The 18,767-nt window shown below is 71.4% G+C and carries 18 protein-coding genes; 2 read left to right on the top strand and 16 right to left on the bottom strand.

The genetic code is table 11. From position 1 onward, the window contains the following. Positions 1-52: 52 nt before the first annotated feature. The 14 genes from nusB to ABZY12_RS29950 form a co-directional block, all read right to left on the bottom strand. A complete protein-coding gene (gene nusB / locus ABZY12_RS30015; protein WP_356895802.1) occupies positions 53-484 on the bottom strand; it encodes a transcription antitermination factor NusB in 432 nt (143 codons plus the stop codon). Positions 485-486: 2 nt separating this feature from the next. Then, complete coding sequence (gene efp / locus ABZY12_RS30010) at positions 487-1,053, bottom strand: elongation factor P (RefSeq protein ID WP_215071963.1); 567 nt, start codon at positions 1,051-1,053, stop codon at positions 487-489. A 49-nt stretch (positions 1,054-1,102) separates the two neighbouring features. Then, complete coding sequence (locus ABZY12_RS30005; protein WP_356895800.1) at positions 1,103-2,209, bottom strand: aminopeptidase P family protein; 1,107 nt, start codon at positions 2,207-2,209, stop codon at positions 1,103-1,105. A 243-nt stretch (positions 2,210-2,452) separates the two neighbouring features. Further along, a complete protein-coding gene (locus tag ABZY12_RS30000) occupies positions 2,453-3,403 on the bottom strand; it encodes an AAA family ATPase (protein WP_356895798.1) in 951 nt (316 codons plus the stop codon). Between the two features lie 116 nt (positions 3,404-3,519). Beyond that, positions 3,520-3,966 carry a type II 3-dehydroquinate dehydratase gene (aroQ, locus tag ABZY12_RS29995; RefSeq protein WP_356895796.1) on the bottom strand — a complete coding sequence of 149 codons (447 nt, stop codon included), beginning with the start codon at positions 3,964-3,966 and terminating at the stop codon, positions 3,520-3,522. Beyond that, positions 3,963-5,057: a 3-dehydroquinate synthase gene (aroB, locus tag ABZY12_RS29990; RefSeq protein WP_356895794.1), complete on the bottom strand. Its 1,095-nt coding sequence runs from the start codon at positions 5,055-5,057 to the stop codon at positions 3,963-3,965. The genes aroQ and aroB overlap by 4 nt, the downstream gene beginning before the upstream one ends. Beyond that, the gene (locus ABZY12_RS29985) at positions 5,054-5,539 is read right to left on the bottom strand and encodes a shikimate kinase (RefSeq protein WP_356895806.1); all 486 of its coding nucleotides are present in this window, start codon (positions 5,537-5,539) and stop codon (positions 5,054-5,056) included. The genes aroB and ABZY12_RS29985 overlap by 4 nt, the downstream gene beginning before the upstream one ends. A gap of 29 nt (positions 5,540-5,568) precedes the next feature. Then, the gene (aroC, locus tag ABZY12_RS29980) at positions 5,569-6,753 is read right to left on the bottom strand and encodes a chorismate synthase (RefSeq protein WP_356895793.1); all 1,185 of its coding nucleotides are present in this window, start codon (positions 6,751-6,753) and stop codon (positions 5,569-5,571) included. A 177-nt stretch (positions 6,754-6,930) separates the two neighbouring features. Continuing rightward, on the bottom strand, positions 6,931-7,758 hold the full coding sequence (locus tag ABZY12_RS29975) for a shikimate dehydrogenase (protein ID WP_356895791.1): 828 nt from the start codon (positions 7,756-7,758) through the stop codon (positions 6,931-6,933). Beyond that, on the bottom strand, positions 7,758-9,443 hold the full coding sequence (mltG, locus tag ABZY12_RS29970) for an endolytic transglycosylase MltG (protein WP_356895789.1): 1,686 nt from the start codon (positions 9,441-9,443) through the stop codon (positions 7,758-7,760). The genes ABZY12_RS29975 and mltG overlap by 1 nt, the downstream gene beginning before the upstream one ends. A gap of 102 nt (positions 9,444-9,545) precedes the next feature. Next, positions 9,546-10,010: a Holliday junction resolvase RuvX gene (gene ruvX, locus ABZY12_RS29965; protein WP_356895787.1), complete on the bottom strand. Its 465-nt coding sequence runs from the start codon at positions 10,008-10,010 to the stop codon at positions 9,546-9,548. Further along, positions 10,010-12,679 carry an alanine--tRNA ligase gene (gene alaS, locus ABZY12_RS29960; protein ID WP_356895785.1) on the bottom strand — a complete coding sequence of 890 codons (2,670 nt, stop codon included), beginning with the start codon at positions 12,677-12,679 and terminating at the stop codon, positions 10,010-10,012. Before alaS ends, ruvX begins: the two co-directional genes overlap by 1 nt. Further along, positions 12,679-13,044, bottom strand: a complete 366-nt coding sequence (locus tag ABZY12_RS29955) for a DUF6167 family protein (RefSeq protein WP_356895783.1) — start codon at positions 13,042-13,044, stop codon at positions 12,679-12,681. The genes alaS and ABZY12_RS29955 overlap by 1 nt, the downstream gene beginning before the upstream one ends. A 6-nt stretch (positions 13,045-13,050) precedes the next feature. Then, positions 13,051-13,491 (bottom strand): DUF948 domain-containing protein, encoded by a 441-nt coding sequence (locus tag ABZY12_RS29950; protein ID WP_356895781.1) that lies wholly within the window; start codon positions 13,489-13,491, stop codon positions 13,051-13,053. Positions 13,492-13,648: 157 nt separating this feature from the next. On the opposite strand from ABZY12_RS29950, the gene ABZY12_RS29945 reads away from it, so the two are divergent. Beyond that, positions 13,649-15,820, top strand: coding sequence for an AAA family ATPase (locus ABZY12_RS29945; protein WP_356895779.1), 2,172 nt, complete (start codon positions 13,649-13,651; stop codon positions 15,818-15,820). Between the two features lie 55 nt (positions 15,821-15,875). Here the strand turns inward: ABZY12_RS29945 and rpsD are convergent, their stop codons facing one another. Then, positions 15,876-16,490, bottom strand: coding sequence for a 30S ribosomal protein S4 (rpsD, locus tag ABZY12_RS29940; RefSeq protein WP_260230400.1), 615 nt, complete (start codon positions 16,488-16,490; stop codon positions 15,876-15,878). Between the two features lie 200 nt (positions 16,491-16,690). On the opposite strand from rpsD, the gene ABZY12_RS29935 reads away from it, so the two are divergent. Next, positions 16,691-17,386 (top strand): DUF2470 domain-containing protein, encoded by a 696-nt coding sequence (locus tag ABZY12_RS29935; RefSeq protein ID WP_356895804.1) that lies wholly within the window; start codon positions 16,691-16,693, stop codon positions 17,384-17,386. Positions 17,387-17,399: 13 nt separating this feature from the next. Here the strand turns inward: ABZY12_RS29935 and ABZY12_RS29930 are convergent, their stop codons facing one another. Beyond that, entirely contained in the window at positions 17,400-18,755 is a 1,356-nt protein-coding gene (locus tag ABZY12_RS29930; protein ID WP_356895776.1) for a replication-associated recombination protein A, read from the bottom strand. Between the last annotated feature and the right edge of the window lie 12 nt (positions 18,756-18,767).

Genomic DNA, 18,767 nt, shown 5'->3' with positions numbered 1-18,767 from the left:
GCCCGCAGCACATGGTGCTGCGGGCCCCTTCGACTGCCGGGGAATGCCTGGGTCAGGCGTCCCGGCGCAGGCGTGGCTTCAGGTCCTTGAAGCGGGCCAGCAGGCCGTTGACGAAGGTCGGGGACTCGTCGGTGGAGAACTCCTTGGCGAGCTGCACCGCCTCGTCGATCGCCACCGCGTCCGGCGTCTCGTCCAGCCAGATCAGTTCGTACGCGCCGAGGCGCACGATGTTCCGGTCGGCGACCGGCATCCGGTCCAGGTCCCAGTCCACCGCGTAGGTGGCGATGAGATCGTCGATACGGTCCACGTGGTCCGCGTATCCCTCGACCAGCTGCATCGTGAACTCGTTGACCGCGGGCTGCCGGTCGTCGGAGCGAGCGTGCCGTACCCAGTCCGCGAGGACCTGCTGCACGGACGCGCCGCGCTGGTCGGCCTCGAAGAGGATCTGGAAGGCGCGCTTACGGGCGTTGCTGCGGGCAGCCACGGTTAGCTGTTCACCCGGCCGAGGTAGTCGCTCGTGCGGGTGTCGACCTTGATCTTCTCACCGGTGGTGATGAAGAGCGGGACCTGGATCTCGTGGCCGGTCTCCAGCGTGGCCGGCTTGGTGCCGCCGGTGGACCGGTCGCCCTGGACGCCCGGGTCGGTGTGCTGGATGGTCAGCTCGACGGCGGCGGGGAGCTCGACGTAGAGCACCGAGCCCTCGTGCTGCGCGACGGAGGCGGTGAAGCCCTCGATCAGGAAGTTGGCGGCGTCCCCGACGGCCTTGCGGTCGACGTGCAGCTGGTCGTACGTCTGCATGTCCATGAAGACGAAGTAGTCGCCGTCCATGTACGAGAACTGCATGTCGCGGCGGTCGATGGTGGCCGTCTCGACCTTCACACCGGCGTTGAAGGTCTTGTCGACGACCTTGCCGGAGAGCACGTTCTTGAGCTTGGTGCGCACGAAGGCCGGGCCCTTGCCGGGCTTGACGTGCTGGAACTCGACGACGGACCAGAGCTGGTCCCCGTCGAGCTTGAGCACCATGCCGTTCTTGAGGTCGTTCGTGGAAGCCACGGTTGCGGAATCTCCTGGACTGACGTGGGACCAGAGAGGCGTACGCGCCCTACAGCGCGAGCAGCTCCTTGGTCGTAATGGTGAGTAGCTCGGGTCCGCCGTCCGCCTCCTGGCGCACGACGAGCGTGTCATCGATCCGGACCCCGCCCCGGCCCGGGAGGTGGACCCCCGGTTCGACGGTGACCGGCACACAAGCGTCCAGTTTACCCATGGCCGAGGGTGCGAGCTGCGGGTCCTCGTCGATTTCAAGGCCGACGCCGTGCCCGATGAGCGGGGGAACGGCTTCCGAGTGGCCCGCGGCGTCCAGGATGTGGCGGGCGGCGTGGTCCACTTCGCGGTACTCCGCGCCGGGTACGAGCGACTCGCGCCCGGCCCGCTGAGCGGCGAAGACGAGGTCGTAGAGCTCGATCTGCCAGTCCGCCGGAGTCGTGCCGATGACGAAGGTACGGCCGATCTCGCAGCGGTAGCCGCGGTAGTCGGCGCCGAGGCAGACCGACAGGAAATCACCCTCCTCGACCCGGCGGTCGGAGGGCCGGTGGCCGCTGCGGCCGGAGTTCGGACCGGTGGCGACGGAGGTCGGGAACGCGGCTCCGTCCGCACCGTGGTCGACGAGCCGCCGCTCCAGCTCCAGGGCGAGATGGCGCTCGGTCCGGCCGACCAGGATGGATTCGAGGAGTTCGCCGAGGGCCTGGTCGGCGATCTCGGCGGCGATCCGCAGACAGGCGATCTCGTCCTCGTCCTTGACGATCCGCAGCTGCTCCACGGCCCCACGGAGGTCGGCGAGGCGGAGCTGGGGCGCGATCGAGCCCATGGCCCGGTGCCGGGCGACCGTCAGATGGTGCTCCTCGACGGCGAGGGCGTCCGCGCCCGCCTTGCGGGCGAAGTCGACGGCCGCTACGGCTGGATCACCGCTGCCCACGGGCAGAACTGCCTGGCGGAGCAGTTCGTCGAGCCGTCCGTCGGCCGGATCGCCGCCGGGCGGGACGGGACAGAGCAGTACGTCCTCGTCCGGGCCGACCAGCAGGACGGCCCCTGGGGGCGAAGCACCCGCGAGATAGCGGACGTTTGCGGGGCGGGAGACCAGGGCCGCCGGGCTGCCCGCTGCCGCGCACCGGTCGCGCAGCCGCACACGGCGGTCCGCATACACCTCTGACATGTTCCGAGCCTACGAGGGGCTGGGCGCCCCGGCTCGCTCAGCGCGGCCGACCGGACCATCGCCGGACGGATCCCTCCAGCACCGCGGGGGCCGGAGCCCGGTCGACCGGAGCCGGGCGGGCGAGCCGGGGGATCCGGCGGCGGGCGGCCGAGGCGGGCGAGCCGGGCGGGCGGTGAGCCGCCCAGGCGGGCGGGCAGGTGAGCCACCCGGACTGCCAGGCAGTCGGGCCACCAGGCGGGCGGGCTACCAGGCGGGCGGGCTGGCTATGGAGCGGGCCAGGACCTCGTCGAGGACGCGGGCGGTCGTCTCCACGTCGTACTTGGAGTTGTCGATGATCGGCAGGCCGGAGCCGTACCAGCCCGCCATCCGGCCGTGGATGGACGCGACCTCCTCGTCCGACAGACGCCGGTTGCCGCTGCGTTCCGCGTTGCGCTCCAGGACGATCTCCAGGCCCGGCAGCAGGACGACCGGAAGCAGGCCGGGGCCGACGTGCCGCTTCCAGCCGCCGAGGCCGACGACGGGGCGGTCCGGGAAGACGGCGTCGTCGAGGATGCAGGAGATGCCGTTGGCGAGGAAGTTGCGGGCGGCGAAGCCACAGGTGCGGCGGGCGAGGCGGTACTGGGCCTCGGAGTGCTCGTTCCAGCCCGACTGCGGGTCGGCGAAGCCGGAGCAGACCCATTCGCGGACGTCGTCGAGGCTGATGTGCGCCGTGGGGACGCGACGGCGCTGTGCCCAGTGACGGGCGACGGTCGTCTTGCCCGCTCCGGCCGGGCCGATCAGCAGGACGGCGAGGGTCGCGGTGCCGGTACCGGCCTCGGCGTGCGGCGCGGCGGGTATGCCGACGGGCGGCAGCTGGACGTGCGCGGTGGTGTCCCGCGGCGGGCCGAGGTGGGCGGGCGCCTGCTGGGGCGGGTGCGGTGGTCCGGGATGCGGCGGCATCCCTCCGGCGGCCCAGCCCGGTGCGGGCGGGGACGGCGGCGGTCCCTGCGGGGCGGGGTGGTGCCCCTGCGGCGCCGGGTGCGGGGCCGCCCCCGGATGCGCGGGAGTGGGGTGGGTGTGGGGCGCCGAGGGGTGCTGAGGCGGCGCCTGAGGGGACTGACGGGACTGCGGGGACCGCGCCTGGTGTCCGCCCTGGGCCGCTGCCCATCCCGAGCGCTCGGGCGGTGGCAACGGAGCCCCCACTGCGTGCTGCATCCGGTGCCACTCCGTCTCGTACGGCCGATACTTCCAGGAACGTTACCGCCCCCGGCCCCCACAGGGGGAACGGCCGGGGGCGGTCCACAGTGCCCTTCGGGCGGGCCCGTTCGCTGTCAGCCGGTCAGTTCCTCGGCGAGCGCCCGCAGCGCCAGCCGGTACGAACCGATCCCGAACCCGGCGATGGTCCCGGTGGCCACGGCAGCAACAACCGAGGTGTGCCGGAATTCCTCCCTGGTGTACGGATTCGAGATGTGCACCTCGATCAGCGGGGCGGTCCGCTGGGCGGCCGCGTCGCGCATTCCGTACGAGTAGTGCGTGAACGCACCGGGGTTGAGGACGACCGGAAACGAACCGTCCGCCGCCTCGTGCAGCCAGCGGATCATCTCGCCCTCGTCGTTGGTCTCCCGGACCTCCACGTCGAAGCCCAGCTCGGCGCCGAGTGTCCGGCAGGAGTCCGCAAGGCCCGTGTAGGACGTGGCGCCGTAGATGTCGGGTTCGCGGGAGCCGAGCCGGCCGAGGTTCGGGCCGTTCAGCACCAGAACGGGGCGGAGCTCGCTCACGCGGACACCTCGCCGTAGGCCGCGACGAGCACCGCCGGGTCGGGGCCCTCCAGGACGGTCGGCTTGCCGAGGCCGTCGAGGACGATGAAGCGCAGCAGGTCGCCCCGGGACTTCTTGTCGACCTTCATGGTCTCGAGCAGCTTGGGCCACTGGTCGCCGCGGTAGGTCAGCGGCAGGCCGACCGACTCCAGGACGGTGCGGTGCCGGTCGGCGGTGGCGTCGTCGAGCCGGCCGGCGAGCCGGCCGAGTTCGGCGGCGAAGACCATGCCGACGGAGACGGCGGCACCGTGCCGCCACTTGTACCGCTCGTTCTTCTCGATCGCGTGGGCGAGCGTGTGGCCGTAGTTGAGGATCTCCCGCAGGCCCGACTCCTTCAGGTCGCCGGAGACGACCTCCGCCTTGACCCGGATCGAGCGGACGATCAGCTCGGCAGTGTGCGGTCCGGCGGGCGTACGAGCCGCCTGCGGATCCTCCTCCACCAGATCGAGGATCACGGGGTCGGCGATGAAGCCCGCCTTGATGATCTCCGCCAGCCCGCTGACGTAGTCGTTGACCGGCAGCGAGTCCAGCGCCGCCAGGTCGCAGAGCACCCCGGCGGGCGGGTGGAAGGCGCCGACGAGGTTCTTGCCCTCGGCGGTGTTGATGCCGGTCTTGCCGCCGACGGCCGCGTCCACCATGGCGAGGACGGTGGTCGGGACGGCGATCCAGCGCACGCCCCGCAGCCAGGTCGCCGCCACGAACCCGGCGAGGTCGGTGGTGGCACCGCCGCCGACGCCGACGATGACGTCGGTGCGGGTGAAGCCGGTCTGACCGAGCGCCTTCCAGCAGTACGCCGCGACCTCGACGGTCTTGGCCTCCTCGGCGTTCGGCACCTGGATGGCGACGGCCTCGAAGCCCTGGTCGGCGAGGTCGGCCCGCAGCGCCTCGCCCGTCTCGGCGAGCGCCTCGGGGTGGATCACGGCCACCCGCTTGGCCTTCGCACCGATCAGGGCGGGCAGCTCACCGAGCAGCTGCCGGCCCACCAGCACCTCGTACGGATCCGTGCCCGCCGAGCCGCCGACCTGGATACGGGTCACTTCCTGGTCCGTCATACGTCCTTCTTCAGCTCCAGTGCGTCGAGGACCGCGCTCGCGACCTCTTCGGGGGTGCGTTCGTCCGTGGCGACGACGACGCGTGCGACTTCGGTGTAGAGGTGGCGCCGCGCCTCCATCAGCTCGCGCCACTGACGGCGCGGGTTGACGGCGAGCAGCGGCCGCGCGGTGTTGAGACCGACGCGGCGGACCGCCTCGTCGACGTCCATCGAGAGATAGGCGACGGGCAGCCCGGTGAGCAGGGCGCGGGTGCCGGCGTCGAGGACGGCGCCGCCGCCGAGCGCGAGGACTCCCTCATGCTCGGCGACCGCCTTGTGTACGGCCTCGCGTTCGAGGGCGCGGAAGTGCTCCTCCCCGTCCTCGATGAAGATGTCCGAGATCTCCCGGCCCTGGGCGGCGACGATGTCGGCGTCGGTGTCCCGGTAGGGCGCGTCGAGGAGTTCGGCCAGGAGCGCGCCCACCGTGGACTTGCCGGAGCCCATCGGCCCGACCAGGACGACCAGCGGTCCGCTCACCGGATCTGGAGGTTGTCGAGGTACGACCGGACATTGCGGCGGGTCTCGGGAACGCTGTCCCCACCGAACTTCTCCACGACCGCGTCCGCGAGCACGAGCGCGACCATCGCCTCGGCGACGATCCCGGCAGCCGGGACCGCGCACACGTCGGAGCGCTGGTGATGAGCCTGAGCGGCCTCACCGGTGACGACGTCGACGGTGGCCAGCGCGCGCGGGACGGTCGCGATCGGCTTCATCGCCGCCCGTACGCGGAGCAGTTCGCCGGTGGTCAGACCACCCTCCGTACCGCCGGAGCGGCCGGAGGTGCGCCTGATGCCCTCCTCGGTCCTCACGATCTCGTCGTGCGCCTGCGAGCCGGGCACACGCGCCAGCTCGAAGCCGTCGCCGACCTCGACGCCCTTGATCGCCTGGATGCCCATCAGCGCGGCGGCGAGGCGGGCGTCGAGCCGCCGGTCCCAGTGCACGTGCGAGCCGAGCCCGACGGGAACGCCGTAGGCCAGCACCTCGACGACACCGCCCAGGGTGTCACCGTCCTTGTGGGCCTGATCGATCTCCGCGACCATCGCCTTCGACGCGTCCGCGTCCAGACAGCGCACCGGATCGGCGTCCAGCTTCTCGACGTCGGAGGGCTTGGGGTACACCCCGTACGGCGCCTTCGCGGCGGCGAGTTCGACGACGTGCGAGACGATCTCGATCCCGGCGGCCTCCTTGAGGAACGACCGCGCGACGGCACCGAGGGCCACACGGGCGGCTGTCTCCCGGGCGCTGGCGCGCTCCAGGATCGGCCGGGCCTCGTCGAAGCCGTACTTCTGCATGCCGGCGAGGTCGGCGTGGCCGGGACGGGGCCGGGTCAGGGGCGCGTTGCGGCCCGTCTCCTTGAGTTCGGCGGGGTCGACGGGGTCCGCCGACATCACCTTCTCCCACTTCGGCCACTCGGTGTTGCCGACCATCACGGCGATCGGGGAGCCGAGGGAGAGCCCGTGCCGGACGCCGCCGAGGAAGGTGACCTCGTCCTGCTCGAACTTCATCCGGGCGCCGCGCCCATAGCCGAGGCGCCGCCGCGCGAGGTGGTCCGCCACCAGTTCGGTGGTGACGGGGACGCCGGCGGGAAGGCCCTCCAGCGTCGCGACCAGCGCGGGTCCGTGGGACTCCCCAGCGGTCAGCCAACGCAACCTGCTCAACGATGCTCCTCATGCTCGCGCCTGGAACTGCTGCGGCGCGAACGGGTGCGCGGCCCGAGCCCGCCGTATCCGATCCTCCCACGTCCGGGGCGGGAACCCGCTCGCCGGTCCAGGTATCGGACGCAGCATGTCAGGTCGGGCATCAGTTGGGCGGCTCAGGGCGTCCGAGCCGGCCGCTCAACGCTCGCCGAGCGCCCGCTCCCCCGCGGCTCGCATCGCCGCCAGGGGCGCCGAGGCGGCGCCCGTCATCTGTTCGACCTGGAGCACGGCCTGGTGGACGAGGAGGTCGAGGCCGCCGACCACCTTGCCGCCGCGGTCGGACCACGCCGCGGCGAGCGCGGTCGGCCACGGGTCGTACAGGACGTCGAAGAGCGTGCCGGGGGCGCCGGGGACGGCCGCGGCGAGTGCGTCGGTGGTGCCGGCCGGGGTGGTCGCGACGACGAGCGGTGCGGCGAACGCCTGGTCGGCGTCCTCCCACGCGGCGGTGCGGACGTCGACGCCGAGCCGTTCGCCCCAGCCCCGCATCTCCGCCGCGCGCGCCTCGCTGCGGACGTAGGCGGTGACCGGGCCGCCGCAGATCCGTGCGAGCGCGGCGAGCGCCGAGGAGGCGGTGGCGCCGGCGCCGAGGATCGCGGCGGACTCGACCTTCTCGATGCCCCTCTCCCGCAGGGCCGCGATCATGCCCGGGATGTCGGTGTTGTCGCCGATCCGGCGGCCGTCTCCCGTGAAGACGACGGTGTTCACCGCCTCGACCGAGGCCGCCGTGTCACTGATCTCGTCGAGCAGCGGGATGATCGCCCGCTTCAGCGGCATGGTCAGCGAAAGGCCCGCCCAGGAGTCGTCGAGGCCGGCGACGAAGCCGGGGAGCCCGGCCTCGTCCACCTCGAAGCGGTCGTACGACCAGTTCTCCAGGCCCAGCGCGGTGTACGCCGCCCGGTGGAGCACCGGGGAGAGCGAGTGGGCGATGGGCGAGCCGAGGACGGCCGCGCGCCGTGTCGAGGACATCAGTTGCTCCCGGAGGCGTTGAACTTCTCGACGAGCTTGTCGTGGTCGGCGAGCGTTCTGGCGAATTCGGTCTTGCTCATGCCGTCGGTCGCGACGAAGTACATCCAGCCTTCCTTCGTCGGATTCAGCGCGGCCACCAGCGCCTCGGCTCCGGGGTTGCCGATGGGTCCGGGCGTCAGACCCGTCTGCTTGTAGGTGTTGTACGGGTCCGGGTTGCTGTTGATCTCGTCGCGGCCGATCTTGATCTTGCTCTGGCCCATCAGATAGTTGTACGACGAGTCGAACTGGAGGAGCCGGTTGGTCTCCGTGTTCTCCGGGCTGAGCCGGTTGTAGATGACCTCGGCCATCTTGGTGAAGTCGTCGTGCGTCTTGCCCTCGGCCTGGACGAGGCTGGCGACCGTGACGAGCTCCCACGGACCCTTGAGTCCGAGCTGCCTGGACTTGGCCTCCAGGTCGAGCTTGCCGTACTCCTGGTTGGCGCGGCCCACCATCTTGCGCAGGACGTCCTCGGGCTTGTTGCCCTTGGCGACGGGGTAGCTCGCGGGGAAGAGGAAGCCTTCCAGCGGGTCCTTGACGTTCTCGTGGTTCTTGGCCCAGTCGGGCAGGCCGAGGTCGTTCGCCTTGGCCTTGGCGATGTCCTTGGTGGTGCCCGCCTCGAGATCGAGGCGCTTGTCCAGCTGGTCGTACACCCAGGCGTTCCGCTTGCCCTCGGGGATGACGAAGTTGGCCTGGCTCGCCGGGCTGAGCAGCAAGGAGACGGCGCTCTCCGCCGACATCTCCTTCTTCAGCGTGTAGACGCCGGCCTGGATCGACCGCCCCTTGGGGTTCTTCTGCTGCGCCGAGACGAACGCGTCGACGCTCTTGACGACACCGGCCTTCTTCAGGATGTTGCCGATGTCGTAGCCGAGGGCGCCCCTGGGGATCTCGACCTGGACCGAGCCGCTGCCGCTACCCGCGTAGTCGGGCGCGTCGCCGAACTGGCCCTGCCAGAACTGGTAGCCGAAGTAACCGATGCCGCCGACTCCGCCGACGAGGACGAGGGCGACGACCAGGCAGGCCACGCCGTTCTTGCTCTTCCTGCCCTTGCCGCCCCTGCCCTTGCCCTTGCCGCGGCGGTCGCGCCCGCCGCGGGACGAGCGGTTGCCCGCCGGTTCCTCGTCGTCCTCGGGGCCGTCCTCACCGGTGAAGAAGGGGTGCCGCTCCTCCTCCGGCTCCTCCGCCTCCCAGTCCGTGACCGGCTCCGGCGGCTCCTGGCGCCGGCCAGGCGGCTGCGGCGGGGGGTAGGCCTCGGGGGTGCCGTAGAGATCCGGGTTCTGTCCGCCGTACGGATCGGCGGGAGTGGTGCCGTACGACATGGCCGCCTGGCTCGACTCCCAGCTCGCGTCGTACTGCTGTGCGGGGTACCCGGGCGTGTCGTACTCCTGCGCCTGCCCGCCGTACGTCTGATCAACATACTGCTGATCGTTGTACTGCTGAGGAGCCTGGGGCTGCTGGTACTGAGCGTCGTAGCCCTGCTCCTGGCCGCCGTGCCCGCCGTGCCCGCCGTGCCCCTGACCGTACGGGTCCTGGTGGCCGTACTGCGCCTGCTGCGGGTACTGCTGCTGACCTTCCCACCCCTGGTCCCCGTAGAGCGGGTCCGCGGGGTGCCACGGTTCGGAGCCGGGGCCCCGGCCATACTCAGTCATCGATCCCCAAACAGCCGCGAGGCATCCGGAACGGTCCGCCTCTACGTAGTGCGGCAGCTGTTCGAACACCGCCGCATCGCGCGGAACGTTACCGTATCGCGATCAGATGACCACTTCGACGCCCTCACCGGGCGGATTACCTGATACCCGTTCGGACTCAAGAGCGTTCTGGAGGATGATCACAGCGGCGGCCTGATCGATGACGGAGCGGCCCTTCTTCGATGTCATGCCCGAGGCCCGCAGCCCCTGAGTCGCCGTCACGGTCGTCATCCGCTCGTCGACCAGGCGCACCGGTACGGGCGCCACCCCCTTGGCCATCTCCTGGGCGAAGCGGCGGACCTTGGCCGCGGCCGGCCCCTCGCGCCCGGAGAGGGAGCGAGGCAGGCCGACCACGATCTCGATCGGTTCGTACTCCTCGACGATCTGCCGCAGCCGTCGGTGGGCGGCCGGGACGTCGCGTCCCGGCACGGTCTCCACCGGAGTGGCGAGGACCCCGTCGGGGTCGCACGAGGCGACCCCGATCCGGGCGTCCCCGACGTCGATCGCGAGACGACGGCCGCGTCGCATCAGGCGGTTTCCCCGACCATGCGCTCGACGGCGTCGATGGCGTCGCCGACGGCCTCCGGGTTCTGACCGCCGCCCTGGGCGACGTCCGGCTTGCCGCCACCGCCGCCGCCGAGGGTCTTGGCGGCCGTGCGGACCAGCTCGCCGGCCTTGAGGCCGCGTTCACGGGCGGCCTCGTTGGTGGCGATGACCGTCAGCGGACGGCCGTTGGCCGTGGTGAACAGAGCCACGACGGCGGGGCGGTCGCCCGGGATGCGGCCGCGGACGTCGAGGACCAGCTTGCGCAGGTCGTCGGCGGAGGTGCCGTCGGGGACCTGGCCGGTGACCAGGGCGACGCCCCGGACGTCCTTGGCGCCGGAGACGAGACCGGCGGCGGCCTGCAGGACCTTCTCCGCGCGGAACTTCTCGATCTCCTTCTCGGCGTCCTTCAGCTTGCCGAGCATGGCGGAGATCTTCTCGGGCAGCTCCTCGGAGCGGCCCTTGATCAGCTCCTGCAGCTGGGCGACGACCGTGTGCTCCTTGGCGAGGAAGTTGTACGCGTCGACACCCACGAGGGCCTCGACACGGCGCACGCCACTGCCGATCGACGACTCGCCGAGCAGCTTCACCAGGCCGAGCTGGGCGGTGTTGCGGACGTGCGTACCGCCGCACAGCTCCTTGGAGAAGTCGCCGATGGTCACCACGCGGACCCGCTCGCCGTACTTCTCGCCGAACTCGGCGATGGCGCCCTGTCGCTTGGCCTCGTCGATGGACATGACCTCGGCGTGCACGTCGAGTTCCCGGGCGAGGACCTCGTTGATCTTCTGCTCGACATCGGTCAGCACGGTGCCGGGCACGGCGTTCGGCGAACCGAAGTCGAAGCGGAAGCGGCCCGGGGAGTTCTCCGAACCGGCCTGGGCGGCCGTCGGACCGAGGGCGTCGCGCAGCGCCTGGTGCGTGAGGTGCGTGGCGCTGTGGGCGCGGGCGATGGCCCGGCGGCGGCGGACGTCGATGGTGGCGTAGGCGGTGGAGCCGACGGTCACCTCGCCGACCTGCACCGAGCCCTTGTGCACGGAGACACCGGGGACCGGCTGCTGGACGTCGCGGACCTCGATGACGGCACCGCTGTGGAGCCGGATCCGGCCGGTGTCGGCCTGCTGGCCGCCACCCTCGGCGTAGAACGGGGTGCGGTCGAGGACGACCTCGACCTCGTCGCCCTCGGTGGCGGCGGGCGACGGCACACCGTTGACCAGCAGGCCGACGACCGTGGTCTCGCCCTCGGTGTTGGTGTAGCCGGTGAACTCGGTGGCACCGTTACTGTCGGCGATCTCGCGGTAGGCGGTCACGTCGGCGTGACCGGTCTTCTTGGCCTTGGCGTCGGCCTTGGCGCGCTCGCGCTGCTCCTGCATCAGGCGGCGGAACCCGGCCTCGTCCACGGAGAGGCCCTGCTCGGCGGCCATCTCCAGGGTGAGGTCGATCGGGAAGCCCCAGGTGTCGTGGAGCAGGAACGCCTTCTCGCCGGCGAGGACCGTGCCGCCGGCGGCCTTGGTCTCGGTCACGGCGGTGTCGAGGATGTTGGTGCCGCCCTTGAGGGCCTTGAGGAAGGCGGCCTCCTCGGCGAGGGCGACGGTCTCGATCCGCTTGCGGTCGGTGACCAGCTCCGGGTACTGCTCGCCCATGGTGTCGATCACCACGTCGACGAGGTCCTGGACGACCGGACCGGTGGCGCCGAGCAGACGCATGTTGCGGACGGCGCGGCGCATGATGCGGCGCAGCACATAGCCGCGGCCCTCGTTGCCGGGGGTGACGCCGTCACCGATCAGCATCACGGACGTACGCATGTGGTCGGCCACCACACGCAGCGAGACGTCGCTGTCGTGGGCCTTGCCGTAGGCGACACCGGTGAGCTCGGTGGCCTTGTCGATGACGACCTTGAGGGTGTCGGTCTCGTACATGTTCTGTACGCCCTGGAGGATCATCGCCAGGCGCTCGAGACCGAGACCGGTGTCGATGTTCTTCGAGGGGAGGTCGCCGAGGATCTCGAAGTCGTCCTTGCCGGTGCCCTGGCCGCGCTCGTACTGCATGAAGACCAGGTTCCAGATCTCCACGTACCGCTCGTCGTTGACGGCCGGGCCGCCCTCGACGCCGAAGTCCGGACCGCGGTCGTAGTTGATCTCGGAGCACGGACCGCAGGGGCCGGGGACGCCCATGGACCAGAAGTTGTCCTTCTTGCCCAGGCGCTGGATCCGCTCGGCCGGGACACCGACGACGTCGCGCCAGATCTGCTCGGCCTCATCGTCGTCCTGGTAGACCGTGATCCAGAGCTTCTCCGGCTCGAGCCCGTAGCCGCCGTGCTCCACCGAGGTGGTCAGCAGCTCCCAGGCGAGCTTGATGGCGCCTTCCTTGAAGTAGTCGCCGAAGGAGAAGTTGCCGCACATCTGGAAGAAGGTGCCGTGGCGGGTGGTCTTGCCGACCTCTTCGATGTCCGGCGTGCGCACGCACTTCTGCACGCTGGAGGCGCGCGGGAACGGCGGCTTGACCTCACCCAGGAAGTAGGGCTTGAACGGCACCATGCCGGCGGGGACGAGGAGCAGAGTCGGGTCGTCCGCGATGAGCGACGCCGAAGGGACGACGGTGTGACCGCGCTCCTCGAAGAAGCTCAGCCAGCGGCGGCGGATTTCAGCCGACTCCATTAGTGGTCCTCATTCCGGTTGTACGTGATCGTGGGGTACGGATACGTCTTCTTGCGCGTCCGGGACGCCGGTGCGGTGGGGTCGAGCGCGGCCCTGCGGCGCGGCCCGGCGAGTTCGTGGTCGGCGGCCGCGTCGACGGGTGCCTCGATGCCGAGCGCCTCGCCGAGTTCGGCCTCCCGCTGGACCATGCCCGCCCTGACGTCGAGGGCGAAGTCCTTGAGCCGGTGACCGGTCTCGATCGCCTTGTTCGCCGCCTGCGCGGCGAGGCTCTCCGGGGTGAGCTGCTTGAGCTTCCGGTTGACCTTGGTGGTGGCCCACACGCCGGCTGCGGCGCCCGCGGTGAACCAGAACGTACGGCGGAACATCGCGGCTCAGCCCTTCTGCTTCCGGCGCCTCGCCGACGGCACGGTGCGGCCGACGATCACGGTACGGCGCGAGGTCGTCCGGGCCGCCGGGGCCGCCTCCTCGCGGCCTCGGCCGAGCGCCTTGCGCACGCCGTAGCCGAAGGCCGCGACCTTGACGAGCGGACCGCCGAAGGTGGAGGCGACGGTCGTGGAGAGCGCCGAGGCGTTGGAGGTGACCTCCTGGACGTCCGAGGCGATCGCGTCGACCCGGTCGAGCTGGGTCTGTGCCGACCGCACGGTCGCCGAGGCGTCGGCGAGCAGCGGGACGGCCTGCTCGGTCACGTCCGCGACGAGCTTGGTGGTCGCCTTGAGCGTCTGCGCCAGTCTCGCCAGCACCACGGCGAGGAAGGAGACGAGAATCGCCCAGAACACGGCCACCAGAATCCCGGCAACCTCTCCACCGGTCACTCCGCACCGCTCTCTGCTGTCGTTGGGGCTTGCGAAAAGTCGTCCTCCGACCCTATCGCGCCCGCGGTCTTTCGCCGTACCGCATTACGGGCCCCTAGGCGGGTCTCGCGCGGTCCGATTGTACGGAGTGCGGCGGGATGGGTACGCTCCGTGTCCCATGCGAAGGAGCAATCTCCCGGCGGAGTTGAACCGGTTCGTCGGACGGGCCGGCGAGCGGGACGAACTGGCCCGGCTCCTCGAGGAGTTCCGGCTGGTGACGGTCGTCGGGGTCGGAGGGGTCGGCAAGACACGGCTTGCGCTGCGGATCGCGGCGGAGGCGCGGCAACGCTACGCCGACGGCGTGTGGCTCGCCGAGCTCTCGGCGCTGCGGGACCCGGAGCTGGTGGCCCACGCGCTGGTGGAGGCGCTGGGCCTGACCGACCACACCCCGCGCGCACCGCGCCAGGCGCTGATCGAGCATCTGGCGGAGCGCCGGCTGCTGCTGGTCGTGGACGGTTTCGAGCACCTGGTGGAGGAGTGCGCGCCCCTCGTACGGGAGTTGCTGCTGCACTCCCCCGGTCTGACCGTGCTCGCGGTGGGCCGCCGTCCGCTGCGGGTGGACGGGGAGGCGGTCTTCACGCTGGCGCCGATGGACGACGAGGACGCGGTGGCGCTCTTCGGGGAACGGGTCGCCGGTGCGGGCGTGACGTCTCCGGCCCCGGGCGATCCCGGCGACGGCGCCGCCGTCCGGGAGCTGTGCCGGCGCCTTGACGGGATTCCGCTGGCTCTGGAGCTGGCGGCCGCCCGGATGCCGCTGCTCACGGTGGAGCAGGTGTCGCGCCGGCTCGACGACCGCTTCCGGCTGCTCACGGGCGGGGTGCGCGGGGCGCAGCCCCGCCATCAGACCCTGCGCACGGCGATCGGCTGGAGTCATGAGCTGTGCACCCCCGAGGAGCGGCTGCTGTGGGCGCGCCTCTCGGTCTTCGCGGGGCCGTTCGACCTGGAGGCGGTGGAGTACGTCTGCGGTGGCCCCGAGCTTCCCCCCGAGCGGGTGCTCGACGTGCTGGGGGGCCTGCTCGCCCAGTCGCTCCTCTCGCGTGAGGACGGCCCGGCGGGCCCGCGTTACCGGATGCTGGACACGGTCGCCGCGTACGGGGCGGAATGGCTGGCGGCGCTGGAGGACACCGAGCGGATGCGCCGACGGCACCGCGACTGGTACACGGGCCTCGCCACGTGGTGTGAGCTGGAATGGTTCGGTCCGCGTCAGGCCGAGGTCGCGGCGAGCACGGAGGCGGCGCTGCCCCATCTGCGGGCGGCCTTCGAGCTCTGTCTGGAGCAGCCGGACGAGGCGCGTCTGGCGCGGCATCTGGCGGGGACGCTCTGGTTCTACTGGGTGGGGTGCGGGCGTCTGTCGGAGGGCCGGCACTGGCTGGACCGGGCGCTGGCGCTCGGCTCGGAGGACGAGGACGGGGACGAGCACGCCCGGCTCAAGGCACTGTGGGTGCTCGGCTATGTGGCGATCCTGCAGGGAGACGGCACGGCGGCGGTGGCGGCGCTGCACGAGTGCGGCGAGCGGGCCCGTTTCGCGGGCAACGCGATCGCGGAGGCGTACGCGACGCACCGGATGGGCTGTCTGGCGCTGCTCTCGAACGACATGGTCCGGGCGGAGGAGCTGTTCGGCCGGGCTCTTGAGGCGTATCGGGAGCTGGGCGAGCTGAACAGCAACGTGCTGATGGGCCAGGTCGAGTTGGCGATGGTCCGGGTCTTCCAGGGCGATCTGGAGAGCGCGGTCGCGTTGTGCGCCGAAGTGCGGGAGATCTGCGAGGAGCGCGGGGAGCTCTGGACGCGGGCGTACGCGCTCTATGTGCTGGCGTACGCGGCGTGGACCCGGGGCGCCCATGGCGAGGCGCGCGAGCTGCTCGGCGAGTGCATCACCATCGACCACCGGTTCCATGACCTGGTCGGACTCGTCCTCGCGATCGAGCTGCTCGCGCTGGTGACGGCGAGCGAGGGCGATCCGGCGGAGGCGGCGGTGCTGCAGGGCGCGACTCTGCCGGTGTGGGACTCGGTGGGGCTGCGGCTGTTCGGATCGGTTTCGTTCGGCGGGCCGCGGGCGCTGTGCGAACAGCAGGCGACCGAGCTGCTCGGCGCGGAGCGCTACGCCGCGGCGGTACGGGAGGGGCGGGGCCTCTCGCTGGAGGAGACCGTGGCCCGGGCGCTCGCCGAGCGACGGGATCCGGCCACCGGAGAGGCGCGCGCGGAGTCCTCCCCTCCGCGGAGTCGGACCGTCCCGGGAACGCGGAAGCCCGCCGGCTCCCCCACCGGGAAGGGTGGGGAAGCGGCGGGCTGAGAACCGCGGAGTGTGCGGTACTACTCCTCCAGCCGGGGCCGGGAGGGGCCCAGGATCAGCGGGCGTAGTACTCGACGACCAGCTGCTCGTCGCAGATGACCGGGATTTCCTTGCGGTTCGGGTCGCGGTCGAGGCGGAAGGCCAGGGCCTTCAGGTTGACCTGCAGGTAGCGCGGGGTCTCACCGTCGGGGGCGAAGCCACCCTCGCGGGCGACCTGGAACAGGGGCTTCTCGCGGGAGCGCTCGCGGACCATCACGACGTCGTCGGGACGGACACGGAACGACGGCTTGTCGACCTTGCCACCGTTGACCTGGATGTGACCGTGCACGACCATCTGGCGGGCCTGGTAGATGGTGCGGGCGATGCCCGAGCGCAGGACCAGGGCGTCGAGGCGACGCTCGAGCTCGACGACCAGCGCCTCGCCCGTCTTGCCTTCGGCCTTCTTGGCGCGGTCGTAGGCGCGCGCCATCTGGCGCTCGCTGATGTCGTACTGAGCGCGCAGGCGCTGCTTCTCGAGCAGACGGACCTTGTAGTCCGAGTTCTGCTTGCGGCCACGGCCGTGCTCGCCCGGCGGGTACGGGCGGGCTTCGAAGTACTTGACAGCCTTCGGCGTCAGCGCGATACCGAGCGCGCGAGACTTCTTGACCTTGGGACGCGACTGGTTAGGCACGTTCTCCAGACCTCCGTTGTAGGTTAGGTTAGGCTCACCTTACTCAAGGAGATCGCATGTCTCGCCCTGGGAACACCACGCGCATCACAGACAGCAGCACAATGAACGACGCTTCCTCCGCGTCCGCGGAGGGCATCGATGTGACGGAGGTCCGATCAGCTCATGGTCAGCCGCGTCCCAGCGGGCTTGAAATCGCACGGCTGCCGTCAGCAGCCGAGCGCACACGAACTCTCGTACAGAGTACATGCTCCGCGGTGCTCCTGATCCCGGGCACCGACGGGGTCCGCCCCGAGCTGCTCACACCGGAGGCCAGGGCCGTCGGTCCGGACGGCGAGGTCTTCCTGCTCTTCCCCGCCGACGCCCCGCCCGTACGGGCCGCGACGCACGCCCAGGACGACGAACTGCCGGTCGTGCTCGAACTCACCGACGTCGCGCCGGTCTCCGTCCCGCACCGCATCCGCGGCCGCGCCTGGGTCTCGGGCTGGCTCACCTGCCTGCCCGGCGTCGCCGAGCCCGGCCGGATGATGCTGCGCCTCGAGGTCGGCGAGGCCCGCGTCGACGACCTGTGGGGCACCGCCCGCGTCGAGCCGGAGGACTTCGCCGCCGCGACGCCCGACCCCCTGCACGCCCACGAGACCGAGCTGCTCCAGCATCTGCACGCGGCCCATGGCGAGCAGGTCCGCGCGCTGGGCGGGCTGCTCGGCGAGCGCTCGGCCGTCGTGGCGCCGATGAGGGACGTCGCACCGCTGGCGCTGGACCGCTTCGGGCTGCGGATCCGCTTCAGCTCCGGGCCGCAGCACTGCTTCGACGCGCGCTTCGACTTCCCCGAGCCCGTACGGGACGTCAGCGGGCTGCGGCGCGAGATGCACCGGCTCTTCGACGCGGCCCGCGCCTGACGTCACCCACCACTCACCCGCCGTCGCCGCGCAGGCGCTCGCGGACCTTCTCCACCACGTCCGCGTACCGCGCCTCGGCGCCGTATCGGGTCGGTTCGTAGTAGCGCTTGCCGTGGACCGCGTCCGGGGCGTACTGCTGGGCCGCGATGCCTCCGGGGACGTCGTGCGGGTAGACATACCCCTGGGCGTGGCCCAGTTTGGCCGCTCCCTTGTAGTGCCCGTCCCGCAGGTGGGCGGGGACCGGGCCCGCCAGGCCGTTGCGGACGTCCGCCTGGGCGGCGAAGATCGCGGTGGTCGCCGCGTTCGACTTGGGTGCCAGGGCCAGGGCGATCGTGGCGTGGGACAGGGTCAGAGCGGCCTCGGGGAAACCGATCATGGCGACGGCCTGGGCGGCCGCCACGGCCGTCGGCAGGGCGGTCGGATCGGCGAGGCCGATGTCCTCGCTGGCCGAGATCATCAGGCGCCGCGCGATGAAACGGGGGTCCTCCCCCGCCTCGATCATCCGCGCCAGATAGTGCAGCGCCGCGTCCACGTCCGAGCCGCGGATCGACTTGATCAGCGCGCTGGCCACGTCGTAGTGCTGGTCACCGTCCCGGTCGTACTTCACCGCCGCGCGGTCGACGGTCTCCTCGACCGTCTGGAGGGTGATCTCCGGCTCGCCCTTGGCGAGGGCGGCGCCGGCAGCCGCCTCCAGGGCGGTCAGCGCCCGGCGCGCGTCACCGCCGGCGATGCGCAGCAGATGCGCCTCGGCGTCCTCGGGCAGCGTGACCGCCCCGCCGAGCCCCCGTTCCTCGGTCAGCGCCCGCTTGAGCAGATCGCGAAGATCGTCGTCGGTGAGCGGTTCGAGGGTGAGCAGCAGCGAGCGCGAGAGCAGCGGGGAGATGATCGAGAAGTACGGGTTCTCCGTCGTCGCCGCGATCAGCGTCACCCAGCGGTTCTCCACGGCGGGCAGCAGCGAGTCCTGCTGGGCCTTGGAGAATCGGTGGATCTCGTCGAGGAAGAGGACGGTCTCCTTGCCGTAGCCGCCGGCCGCGCGCCGGGCGCCGTCGATGACCGTCCGGACCTCCTTGACGCCCGCGGTGATCGCGGAGAGCTCCACGAAGCGCTTGTTGGTCGCCTTGGAGACGACGTACGCGAGGGTGGTCTTGCCGATGCCGGGCGGGCCCCAGAGGATCACCGACGAGGCGCCGGCGGGTCCCCCGCCGCCCTCCCCGACGAGCCGGCGCAGCGGCGACCCCGGCTTCAGCAGATGCCGCTGGCCGAGGACCTCGTCGAGGGTGCGCGGGCGCATCCGGACGGCCAGGGGGCTGCTGGACGGGTCCTTCTCCTGGCGTTCTTCGGCGGCTGCGGTAAAGAGGTCGGGCTCCACGTCATGAAGCCT

It is taken from the genome of Streptomyces sp. NPDC006551 (assembly GCF_040611675.1).
Classification (GTDB): Bacteria; Actinomycetota; Actinomycetes; order Streptomycetales; family Streptomycetaceae; genus Streptomyces.
Note: the sequence above shows the minus strand (reverse complement) of the source record. Positions and strands in the feature narration are given on the sequence as shown.

What these genes read in the sequence shown, in the direction of transcription:
- ABZY12_RS29975 (WP_356895791.1), bottom strand. Translation starts at nt 7,758, where the DNA reads ATGTCCTCGACACGGCGCGCGGCCGTCCTCGGCTCGCCCATCGCCCAC.
- aroB (WP_356895794.1), bottom strand. Translation starts at nt 5,057, where the DNA reads ATGACGGACCAGGAAGTGACCCGTATCCAGGTCGGCGGCTCGGCGGGC.
- ABZY12_RS29955 (WP_356895783.1), bottom strand. Translation starts at nt 13,044, where the DNA reads ATGTTCCGCCGTACGTTCTGGTTCACCGCGGGCGCCGCAGCCGGCGTG.
- ruvX (WP_356895787.1), bottom strand. Translation starts at nt 10,010, where the DNA reads ATGCGACGCGGCCGTCGTCTCGCGATCGACGTCGGGGACGCCCGGATC.
- ABZY12_RS29985 (WP_356895806.1), bottom strand. Translation starts at nt 5,539, where the DNA reads ATGGGCTCCGGCAAGTCCACGGTGGGCGCGCTCCTGGCCGAACTCCTC.
- ABZY12_RS29945 (WP_356895779.1), top strand. Translation starts at nt 13,649, where the DNA reads ATGCGAAGGAGCAATCTCCCGGCGGAGTTGAACCGGTTCGTCGGACGG.
- ABZY12_RS30000 (WP_356895798.1), bottom strand. Translation starts at nt 3,403, where the DNA reads ATGCAGCACGCAGTGGGGGCTCCGTTGCCACCGCCCGAGCGCTCGGGA.
- alaS (WP_356895785.1), bottom strand. Translation starts at nt 12,679, where the DNA reads ATGGAGTCGGCTGAAATCCGCCGCCGCTGGCTGAGCTTCTTCGAGGAG.
- mltG (WP_356895789.1), bottom strand. Translation starts at nt 9,443, where the DNA reads ATGACTGAGTATGGCCGGGGCCCCGGCTCCGAACCGTGGCACCCCGCG.
- ABZY12_RS30005 (WP_356895800.1), bottom strand. Translation starts at nt 2,209, where the DNA reads ATGTCAGAGGTGTATGCGGACCGCCGTGTGCGGCTGCGCGACCGGTGC.